General features: G+C 57.4%; 10 protein-coding genes. 4 read left to right on the top strand and 6 right to left on the bottom strand.

The window, feature by feature from the left end; all coding sequences use genetic code 11:
* Positions 1-161: 161 nt before the first annotated feature.
* From tsaE to AB1724_20245, 6 genes are all read right to left on the bottom strand, one after another.
* Entirely contained in the window at positions 162-635 is a 474-nt protein-coding gene (gene tsaE, locus AB1724_20270; GenBank protein MEW6080153.1) for a tRNA (adenosine(37)-N6)-threonylcarbamoyltransferase complex ATPase subunit type 1 TsaE, read from the bottom strand.
* Entirely contained in the window at positions 635-2,185 is a 1,551-nt protein-coding gene (locus AB1724_20265) for an NAD(P)H-hydrate dehydratase (protein MEW6080152.1), read from the bottom strand. Before AB1724_20265 ends, tsaE begins: the two co-directional genes overlap by 1 nt.
* Position 2,186: 1 nt before the next feature.
* Positions 2,187-2,906 (bottom strand): pyridoxine 5'-phosphate synthase, encoded by a 720-nt coding sequence (locus AB1724_20260; GenBank protein ID MEW6080151.1) that lies wholly within the window; start codon positions 2,904-2,906, stop codon positions 2,187-2,189.
* Between the two features lie 18 nt (positions 2,907-2,924).
* Positions 2,925-3,365: an rRNA maturation RNase YbeY gene (gene ybeY, locus AB1724_20255; protein MEW6080150.1), complete on the bottom strand. Its 441-nt coding sequence runs from the start codon at positions 3,363-3,365 to the stop codon at positions 2,925-2,927.
* Entirely contained in the window at positions 3,265-5,640 is a 2,376-nt protein-coding gene (locus AB1724_20250) for an HDIG domain-containing metalloprotein (protein ID MEW6080149.1), read from the bottom strand. Before AB1724_20250 ends, ybeY begins: the two co-directional genes overlap by 101 nt.
* A gap of 185 nt (positions 5,641-5,825) precedes the next feature.
* Positions 5,826-6,815 carry a PhoH family protein gene (locus tag AB1724_20245; protein ID MEW6080148.1) on the bottom strand — a complete coding sequence of 330 codons (990 nt, stop codon included), beginning with the start codon at positions 6,813-6,815 and terminating at the stop codon, positions 5,826-5,828.
* Between the two features lie 287 nt (positions 6,816-7,102).
* Here AB1724_20245 and AB1724_20240 point away from each other — a divergent pair, with 287 nt between their 5' ends.
* Genes AB1724_20240 through hisF form a run of 4 tightly spaced genes read left to right on the top strand, consistent with a single transcriptional unit; the run spans position 7,103 to position 9,816 of the window.
* The gene (locus AB1724_20240; GenBank protein ID MEW6080147.1) at positions 7,103-7,654 is read left to right on the top strand and encodes a CvpA family protein; all 552 of its coding nucleotides are present in this window, start codon (positions 7,103-7,105) and stop codon (positions 7,652-7,654) included.
* Entirely contained in the window at positions 7,611-8,417 is an 807-nt protein-coding gene (gene mazG, locus AB1724_20235) for a nucleoside triphosphate pyrophosphohydrolase (protein MEW6080146.1), read from the top strand. Before AB1724_20240 ends, mazG begins: the two co-directional genes overlap by 44 nt.
* A complete protein-coding gene (gene hisH, locus AB1724_20230) occupies positions 8,414-9,043 on the top strand; it encodes an imidazole glycerol phosphate synthase subunit HisH (GenBank protein MEW6080145.1) in 630 nt (209 codons plus the stop codon). The genes mazG and hisH overlap by 4 nt, the downstream gene beginning before the upstream one ends.
* Positions 9,037-9,816: an imidazole glycerol phosphate synthase subunit HisF gene (gene hisF, locus AB1724_20225; protein MEW6080144.1), complete on the top strand. Its 780-nt coding sequence runs from the start codon at positions 9,037-9,039 to the stop codon at positions 9,814-9,816. Before hisH ends, hisF begins: the two co-directional genes overlap by 7 nt.
* The last annotated feature ends 630 nt before the right edge of the window (positions 9,817-10,446 follow it).

Raw genomic sequence — 10,446 nt, 5'->3', positions numbered from 1 at the left:
TGGCGTCGGAGATGTTTTAAACAAATTTTCAAAGAGCAGGCGATCAACTAACGAAATCGGATCGCAAAAAGTCAAAAATATATAGGAAGGCTGCGAGACAGCCTGTGAAGCCTTCCGCTACATTATTATTTGGTTTCAATCAGGGAGGCTGAAGCCTTCCCCTACGGTTTTTCGGTTAATAAAACGGACATGATCCGGTCACCGGCCGGTCCGCGGGAGGTCAGGATAATCTCCCGGTCCGTTTCCCCGGTCACCTTCAGCCGGACCTCCACGTCTTCCCGCCAGTAGTGATCGCCGAATTTTTCCGCCCACTCGATGGCCACCACCCCTTGCCGGTGCAGGACCTCCTCCAGTCCCAGGTCTTCGGCTTCCTCTCTGTCCGCGAGGCGGTACAGATCGACATGGTACAGGGAAAGCCCGCTGCCCGGATAGTGGTTGACCAGGGTGTAGCTGGGGCTGGCGATATACGGCTCCGTGATGCCCATGCCCCGGGCGAGTCCCTGGGTGAAGGCGGTTTTACCACTGCCCAGTTCGCCTGTCAAGGCGATTACCGTGCCGGCAGTCGCCTGGCCGCCGATTTTTTTACCCAGGCGGATGGTCTCTTCGGGGGAGCGGGTCCGGATGTTCAGTTCCATTAGGGTTTCATCAAAGCGGCCATGGCCTCGGGAATTTCGGCCATGACCTCCGAGGCCAGGTAGCCGGGGCCGCGTTTTTCCGCCAGGCGGTCGGCGGCCGCGCCGTGAAGGTAAACGCCCAGATGGGCCGCCTGTCCGATGTCATATCCCTGGCAGATGAACCCGGCGATGAGGCCGGTCAGCACGTCGCCCATGCCGCCCGCGGCCATGCCGGGGTTACCGGTGCGGTTGATGTAAATTTTCCCGTCCGGGTGGGCGATGACCGTGCCGGCGCCCTTGAGAACGACATAGACCCCAAACTGTTCCGCCAGACTCCGGGCGCAGGTGATCCGGTCCCGCTGAACCTCCCGGGCGGTCAGGCCGGTCAATCTGGCCATTTCACCCGGGTGGGGGGTCAGGACGATGCGGCCAGACCGGGCTTTTAATATATCCAGGTGCCCGGCCAGGCAGTTCAGACCGTCGGCGTCAATGACCTGGGGGCAGTGCGCCGTCCGGACCAGTTCGCGGACCATGTCGGCCGTGGCCGGATCGGTTCCGATTCCCGGCCCCAGGGCCAGGCAGAACTTTCCCTCCAGGGCCGTCATGATCAAATCCAGGCAGGATTGATCGAAAAATTGACAATCCGGCTTTCCCGCCGGCAGGGTCATCACCTCGGTCAGGCCGGCGGCCGTCATGGCGTGAACTCCGGCCGGAACGGCCAGGGTCACCAGCCCGGCGCCGGCCCTCAAGGCCGAAAGGGCGGTCATTTTGGCGGCCCCGGTCTTGCCGCACGAACCCGCCGCCGCCAGCAGGTGCCCGGTTATCCCTTTATGGGTGTCCGATGGCCGGGGCATGACGTATCCGGACACCATGTTTTCGGTCAGCAACCGCTTGTCCGGCGCGACCCGGTCGGCGATAAAGGGCGGGATCCCGATGTCGACCACGCTTAAGTCCCCGGCAAAATCCGCGCCCGGGTAAAGGACCAGACCGGTCTTGGCGAACCCGAAGGTGGCGGTGGCGTCCGCCCGGACGCAGACGCCGCAGGGGTGGCCGGTGTCGGCGTTCAGGCCCGAGGGAATGTCCACGGCGAAAACCGGTTTTCCGGATCCGTTGAGATAATCGATGACGGTTTTAAAAAAGCCTTTGACCTCGGATTGCAGGCCGGTCCCCAGAATGGCGTCGATAAACAATTCCTGGTGGGCCAGGGCGGAGCGGTGCGCCGCGAAGGCGGCCTCGTCCGGCAGGCCGATGACGGGAACTTCCGAAGCCCTGGCCAGGGCCAGATTGGCCGCGGCGTCCCCGCTGATCCGGTCTGCCTCCGTCAGCAGAAAGACTGTTACCCGGCCGCCCAGATGGTGAAGGTGGCGCGCCATGACAAAGCCGTCGCCGCCGTTGTTGCCCCGTCCTGCCAGCACGGCGATTTTCATTTCCAGCACTTCCGGAAAACACTCCAGCAGCCAGCGCACGGCCCCCCGTCCGGCGACTTCCATCAAAACACGGCCGGGCAGCCCGTAGGAATCGATGGTCTGCCGGTCCATCTCCCGCATTTCTTCGGCGGATACCAGAAGCATGTCACAACCCCCTGATCAGCCCGACCATATCCCGGACGGCCCGGTCCATCCCGACCAGGGCGGCCCGGGAGACGATGCTGTGGCCGATGCTGAACTCGTCGATCTCCTTCAGACCGGCAAACCATTTGATGGTATGGTAGCAGAGGCCGTGGCCGGCATTGATCCCCAGGCCGAGGTCATGGGCCACCCGGGCGGCTTCCCGGATTTTCGCGAACCGGGCGGCTTTTTCCTGTACACCGGCGGCCTCGCAGAAGGCGCCGGTATGGATTTCGATAACGGCGGCTCCGGTGTCGCGGACCCGGCGGATCTGTTCGGTGTCCGGATCGATGAAAATGCTGACCCGGATGCCGGCGCGCTGCAGTCGTTCGACGATGCGGGCGGTGTTGTCCAGGCTGGAAGACAGATCCAGGCCGCCTTCGGTGGTGATCTCTTCCCGCCTTTCGGGAACCAGGGTCACCAGATCCGGCGTCACCTCCAGGGCCGTATCGACCATCTCATCGGTGGGCGCCATTTCCAGGATGAACCGGGTCAGGACGATTTTTTTTATTTTTCTGACATCGTCATCGTTGATGTGCCGCCGGTCTCCCCGCAGGTGGGCCACGACGCCGTCGGCGCCGGCCAGTTCCACCAGCACGGCGGCGGCGGCCGGGTCGGGGTAGGAAACGCCCCGGGCCTGCCGGAGCGTGGCGATATGGTCGACATTGACAGCCAGTCCCGCCATTGGTTTGTCCTCCTGATGCTATAAGGGGTCGATGGTTTTGGTCAGTTCTTCCGCCTTCCGATCCATTTCCCGGGCCTGCCGTTCGGAAACCTCGTGATCGTAACCCTGAAGATGCAAAATACCATGGATGAGCAGCTGTGTAAAACGCTCCTTCAGGGTGATGCCCATTTCCCGGGCTTCCCGGAAAGCGGTATCGGCGGAAATGACCACGTCCCCCAGAAGGCCCGGCGTGATCCCGGCAAAATCGCCTTCGGTCATGGGAAAGGCGATGACGTTGGTGGGGCCTTTCCGCCCCAGGTACTGCTGATTGTAGCGGGTGATTTCGTCGTCGTCGGTGATCAGGAGCGACAGTTCGGCATCAGGACTGCCCGAGGCGTTTAAGACGTCCTGAGCCGTCTTCGCTATCTTCCGGACGGGAAGACGATGGCTTGTTTGGCGGTTGCTTATCAGGACCGGCATTTTTCTTTTTTCCGTTGGTTGGAGCGGGATATTCGATGCGGTGGTGGTATATCCCGGCAAGAATGGCGTTAAAGCTCTTGGCGATACTGTTCAGGTCCTTCAAGGTCAGTTCGCATTCGTTCAACTGGCCGTCGGAAAAGGTCTGGTTGATCAGGTCCTGGATCAGCCCCTGCAGCCGGGAGGAAGTGGGGGATTCCAGTGACCGGGCGGCGGCCTCGACGATGTCCGCCAGCATCACCAAACCCGCTTCGAGCGTCTGGGGTTTGGGCCCGGGATAGCGGAAGTCTTCCATCTTGATTTCCTGTTCCTTGCCCGGATTTTTCTCGGATTCTTCCTTGTTCAACCGTTTTGCTTTTTCATAAAAATAGGTGATCAGGCTGGTGCCGTGATGCTGCTGGATGGCGTCGATGACAGACGCGCCGAGTTTGTGCTTTCGGGCGATTTCGACGCCTTCCTTTACATGGGAGATAAGTACCAGGCTGGACATGGATGGCGCCAGTTTTTCATGGGGGTTTTTGACGTCCTTCTGGTTTTCGATAAAGTAGAACGGCTTGGCGGTCTTGCCGATATCGTGATAATAGCCGCAGGCCTTGGCCAGCAGGGGATTGGCGTTGATCTCGGAAGCGGCGGCTTCAACCATGGAACCGACAATCAGGGAGTGGTGATAGGTCCCGGGCGATTCCAGCATCAGCTGGCGCAGCAGGGGTTGATCCAGGTTGACCAGTTCCAGGAGCTTGATATCCGTGGTGTAGTTGAAAACGATTTCGACAATGGGCGCCAGCCCGGCGGTCAGAACACCGGAAAGGATCCCTCCGGAGAAGGCCAGAGCGCAATCCACCAGAATATGAGTCAGGACCAGATCATCCATATAGAGATTGAGCGCGATGGACAAGACCATATTGAACAGGCCGAGCTTGGTCCCGGCTTTTATAAATACTTTTCTCTCCCGGCAGTGGCGCATCCAGAAGGCTGCCATGGTCATGTTCAGGATGGAGAAAACAAACACATCAAACCGGTTTTCATAAATGGCGCCGGTACACAGGGCCAGGATCAGGGCAAAGGAGGCGGTCAGTTCGATATCCATGAACAGGCAGACGATCATGGCCATGGACGCCAGGGGTATGACCAGAAAGATGGATTCCGGCGTCAGGGCCGAGGAGGATGAGCTGGCGGCGATGGCTTTGGCCACGGACAGGGAAAACCGGGCGGTGATAAAGGAGAAGCAGAGCATGGCGGAGAAAAAGAGCAGGTTCTTGCTGTCCGCCAGAACGCCTTTGCGTTTGCTTTCCGAGTTCCGCAGAAACACCACCAGCAGCACCAGCGCGCCCAGAAAGAAGGCGCCGATGCTTTTGGAAATCGACACCCTGTTTTTGGTCGCTGACTCAAGCCTTTCCAGCCTGAGCTTGTCCTGCTCCGTTACCCGCTGGCCTTCCCGGAGAATCATTTCGCCTTTTTTGATTTCAAAGAGAATCGGCTTGATGCTTTCTCTTGCCTCATTTTTTCTTTTTTCGGTCTTGCTGGCGTTGAGGGTGATGTTGGGGACAAGAAGTCTCTGAGAAAACTCCACAATGAGGTTTTTTACGGTATAGTCCAGGTGGTTTAGCAACGGATCGCCGATGATGCGGACCATGGACTGGGCCTGATCGGTTCCATAAAAACGCCGCAGGTTGAGAACGACTTCTTCCTGTTCCGAACTCACCCGGCTTAATATAATCCCCTTGTCCTTTTCACGGAGCAGGGCCTCTTTATCGGTCACGACGCCGTTATCCAGGATTTCCGATACGATCTGGTAAATAAGGGTTTCTATGGTTTTGGAGAATTTTTCCTTTTCCAGGATGGCGTAAGCGCCGTCACTGACCGGCATGCCCAGCAGACCCTCAAATTTTTCCTTGCCGCCGGTGGTGTTGTCGGCGGGATCGGATTCCGCCTGTTTATTGTCCTCCAGCGCTTTTCTGGACGATTCAAAACTGAGCTCCAGCCGTTGTTTGATCTGGCCGGCGATTTCATCATTAAAATCATAGACCGTCAGCGCCTTCTGGCTGACTTCCCGGCGTTTTTCCTCGGTGGCCTGGCTGTCGTCGATCAGAAAATCGGCCGGCGCCTTGACGTCTTGTCTGGCTATATCATTGATATTATAAGTGTAATAATGATCCGGAAATGAGGACGAGAAGAATGTCGCGGCAAAAACGACGGCGGTTATGGCCAGCAGCAGCCATTTATACGCTTTGCTGTTCTGGGGCAATGCAAACTGGGTTTTGAAATGCTTGATTGTCATGGTCGGGATATGAAGGGGTTCAAACCGAATGGATCAGTCTGCTTTGTGATATCTGACTAACGCTGTGTGTCGTTTTTGTCGCATGGGAGTTTTTATATAAAACCAGCGGCCTTTTCAAGAAAAAAATTTTCGGGTGCCCCTAAAAATTGTTATTTGGTAATTTTTAGAGGCACCCGGGATATTTATTAAGAGGATGACTGCCCGGCGTTTTCGCTCTCCTCGTAGGCGGCTATGATTTTTTCCACCAGGCTGTGCCGCACCACGTCTTTTTTTGAAAAATAAACAAATTCGATGCCCGTAATGTTCTGAAGAATGCTTTTGGCTTCAATCAGTCCCGAGGGTTTCCCCTGGGGCAGGTCCGTCTGGGTGATGTCGCCGGTGATGACCGCCTTGGAGTTGAACCCGATCCGGGTGAGAAACATCTTCATCTGCTGGGAGGTGGTGTTCTGGGCCTCGTCCAGAATGATAAATGAGTCGTTCAGCGTCCGCCCCCGCATGAAGGCCAGTGGGGCCACCTCGATGGCCTTCTGCTCCATCAGGGCCGCGATCTTCTCAAAACTCATCATTTCATACAGGGCGTCATAAAGCGGACGCAGGTAGGGGTCGACCTTTTCCGCCAGGTCTCCGGGCAGAAAACCCAGGGCTTCGCCGGCTTCCACGGCCGGCCGGGTCAGAATGATGCGGCTGACCAGGTTGGCCTTGAAGGATGCCACGGCCATGGCCATGGCCAGGTAGGTTTTCCCGGTTCCGGCCGGGCCGATGCCGAAGACCATGTCATGCTTGCGGATGGCGTCGATATACGTCTTCTGGTTCTCGCTCCGGGGCGTGATGGGCCGTTTCTTGGGCGTCAGGTAGACTGTTTCCAGAAACAGCTCTTTTAAGTTGGTCTTGCTGTTTTCGCGCAGGGCCTTTACCGCGTGGTCGATGTCGGCCTCATATACCGGGTATTTTTCGGCCAGCAGCGCGTAAAGCTGGCGCAGGACATTCTCCCCCAGTTCGACCGCGATGGCGTCGCCGCTGATAAAAACGGTTTTGCCCCTGGCGTTGATGGAAATATGCAGGCTGTGAGCGATTTTTTTTAAGTGGGTGTTGTTTTCACCGAAAAGCTGTCGGGCCAGTTCGATGTCGGGGAAATCAATCTGTACGGGTTTTTCAACGGCTGCGGAAGCGTGCATGAACCTCCTTTACATTTCTGGATGGGAAACCGGGTTTTGATCCTTAATCTTATTGACCAGATAATCTTCCTCGTGATCAATGCGCGGCAGAAAACTCAAAAAAATAATTCCCCAAATATTAAACAGGAAACACAGTACGGCCCAGTTTTTGGCATTCCTTTTTATTCTATTATACATCAAAAAAGCGGTCTTGCAAAATCCGGCCGTTATGATAAAAGCCGGATAAAAGTTGGTCAAGGGTGATCCGGGCCTGGTTCCGAGGTTGTCCGTTAGGAGACGATCCGCCGATGAATACAATTGACATGATCATTATTGCCGTGGTCGGCGTTTTTCTGATTCGCGGCATTTTCCGGGGGCTGACCCGGGAACTGGCCTCCATTGTCGGCGTAATCGCCGGATTTTACGCGGCTTTTATTTTCTCGCCCCTGGCCGTCAGCTTTTTCCCGGAAAAGATCGCGGCCGCGCCTTATGCCGGCCTTCTGGGATACGGGGTGGTTTTTTGCGGGGTTTTCCTGGCTGTTCATCTGGTGGGCTGGCTGATCCGCAAGCTTCTGGGCGTCATCCTGCTCGGCTGGCTGGACCGGGTTCTGGGCGCGGCCTTCGGCGCCGTCAAGGGCGCCCTGATCCTGGTGGTGGTGTTTTTTGTGGTGACGCGGTTTGTCCAGCCCGAGTCCGGCGTCTGGAAACAATCGCTGTTATATCCTTACGGAGTGAAGGCGGCTGAAACCATGGCGGGGATTGTTTCCGGCCACCTGCCGGCTTCGCTCAAAGCACAAATCGAAAGGTTGCAGAATCTTGGAAAAAGCGCCGCGGACCTGCGAAAAGCCGTCGGCCACTGAACGGCTGGCGACAATCATCGAAAGATTAAGGGGAGAAAACGGCTGCCCCTGGGACCGGGAGCAGACCCCCCGCTCCATCATGATCTATCTGGTGGAGGAGGTGTACGAGTTGATCGACGCCATCGAGGATGGCGATCCGGCCAAGGTGTGCGAAGAACTGGGCGACGTTTTTTTCCAGGTGCTGTTTATCGCCGACATCTACCGGTCCCGGGGGGAGTTTGATCTGGACGACGCCGCCAACATCTCGGCTGAGAAAATGATCCGCCGCCATCCCCATGTGTTCGGCGACAAGGAAGCCAGAAGCGTGGAGGATGTGAAACGGCGCTGGCATAAAATCAAGCTCAAGGAAAAAGAGGGCAAAGAGCCTGTTTCCACCATGGATACGGTGCCCCGGGGCCTGCCGGCCCTGTTGCGGGCCTACCGGCTGACCACCCGGGCCGCCCGGGTGGGATTTGACTGGCCGGATGTTTCCGGCGTGATGGATAAAATAAAGGAAGAGGTGGCGGAACTGGAAGCCGCCGTCTCGTCCGCCGATGCCGGGCGGATCCAGGCCGAGTTCGGCGATATCTTTTTTACTTTTGTCAATCTGGCCCGGTTTTTAAAGGTTCATCCGGAAACGGCCCTGACCGAGTCGGTCAACAAGTTCGTGGCGCGGTTTAAATACATGGAAGAAGCGTTGTCAAAGGAGAACCGGACCGTGGAAGGAACCGACATGAAAACGCTGGACGGCCTCTGGGAAAAGGCCAAGGAGTCCCTGGTATGATCGCCGTGGTGGATTATGAGGCCGGCAACCTGGCCAGCGTGGCCCGGGCACTGGAAAAGATCGGTCGTCCCGGCCGGGTCACCGGCCGGCCGGAAGAGATCCTGGCCGCGGACCGGGTCATCTTTCCCGGGGTCGGCGCCGCCGGCGCGGCCATGGCCACCCTTAACCGCACCGGGTTGGGAGAGGCCGTGCGCGAGGTGGTCCGGCGGGGAACGCCGCTTCTGGGCATCTGTCTGGGCACCCAGATCATCCTGGGCTTCAGCCATGAAAATCAGTGTGACTGTCTGGGCATCGTCAAAGGCGAGGTGCGGCTTTTCCCGGCCGACATGAAAGACGCCGACGGTTCCCGGCTGAAGATTCCCCACATGGGCTGGAACACCATCCGGGTGACCAAAGCGCATTCGGTTCTGGCCGGAGTGGCGGCTGACGACGCCTTCTATTTTGTTCACAGTTACTATCCGGCCCCGGAAAGCGACGACAACTGTCTGGCCGTCACCGAATATGGCCTGACCTTTGCCTCGGTCATGGGCCAGGCCAACGTGGTCGCCACCCAGTTCCATCCGGAAAAGAGCGGCCGGCCGGGTCTGCGGATCCTGGAAAATTTCTGCGGGTGGTCGCCATGTTAAGCAAACGGATCATTCCCTGCCTGGACGTCCGGGAAGGCCGGACGACCAAGGGCATCAAGTTCCAGAACAACGTCGATATCGGCGATCCGGTGGAGATGGCCCGGATCTATTATGAGAGCGGCGCCGACGAGATTGTCTTTTACGACATCACCGCCTCCCATGAGAAGCGCAACCTGATGATCGACGTGGTCCGGGCTGTGGCCGAGACCATTTTCATCCCCTTTTCAGTGGGCGGCGGCATCCGCACGGTCCAGGACATGCGCGACACCCTGCTGGCCGGCGCCGAAAAAGTGAGCGTCAACTCGGCGGCGGTCCGCAACCCGGATATTATTAATGAAGGGGCGGAGAAGTTCGGCAGCCAGTGCGTGGTCCTGGGCATGGACGTCAAGCGCGTGGAAAGGTGCGAGGCCACCCCGTCGGGTTTTGAAATCGTCATCAACGGCGGCCGCACCTACACCGGCATCGACGCCCTGTGGTGGGCCAGAGAAGGCCAGCGCCGGGGCGCCGGCGAGATCTGCCTCAATTCCATTGACGCCGACGGCGTGCGCCAGGGGTATGACATCGAGCTGACCCGCCTGATCTCCACCAGCGTCACCATCCCGGTCATCGCCTCCGGCGGCGCCGGCGAACCGGTCCATCTTTACGACGTCCTGACCCAAGGCCGGGCCGACGCCGCCTTGATTGCTTCCATGGTCCACTACGGCACTTACACCATTCCCGGGATTAAGGAATATCTGCACTCGCGGGGCGTGCCCCAGCGCATGAACTGGTAATGGCTATGTAAAAAGGCCAATATCGGCGTTGCGCGTCACCCCTCGGAATTTCACGTACTAAAAGTACGCTGCATCCCTCGGGGCTTACGCGCCTTGATCTTGACCTTTTTACATAGCCATTTTTTTATGCGGAAGGTTTCATAAGAAGCCGTTTTGTTCGCTCCCCGATCATTTTGGGCGGGTTCACCGCCCTTCGCTGAATTTCTCGAACTCGGGCTGTCCAATATCTCTAAAAATGTCCGGACTTCACCCTCAGGCAGCGAGAAATTCTATACCGATTCCGGTATCACGCTCAGGCCGGTGAACCCTTGTTCCCCAAAATGATCGCAGGTCGCTCACAAAAGACTTCTTATGAAACCGGCAGATTATCATTGTAGAGGCTGTAGGCTTAAAGATGGTTTTAATTCTGAATGATCATAAGCAGGCAGGGCTTTCTAAGAAGTTGTTTGAAATTGAACAGAAAAATGTCAATATATCAGTAGGGGGTAAAACCAAGCAGTTTATATAACGAACAAGGATAGATCGTGCGTAGCCACGATCTTATCCGGTGGTTGAACAAGCCCGGAGCGCCCGGCTAGTCCTTATTATATGCAGATATCTTTTTTCAGGTAGAGAGCAACCGGAGTCGAT

This window comes from Thermodesulfobacteriota bacterium, assembly GCA_040753795.1.
Classification (GTDB): domain Bacteria; phylum Desulfobacterota; class Desulfobacteria; order Desulfobacterales; family Desulfosudaceae; genus JBFMDX01.
This window is presented reverse-complemented; position numbering and strand designations above follow the sequence as displayed.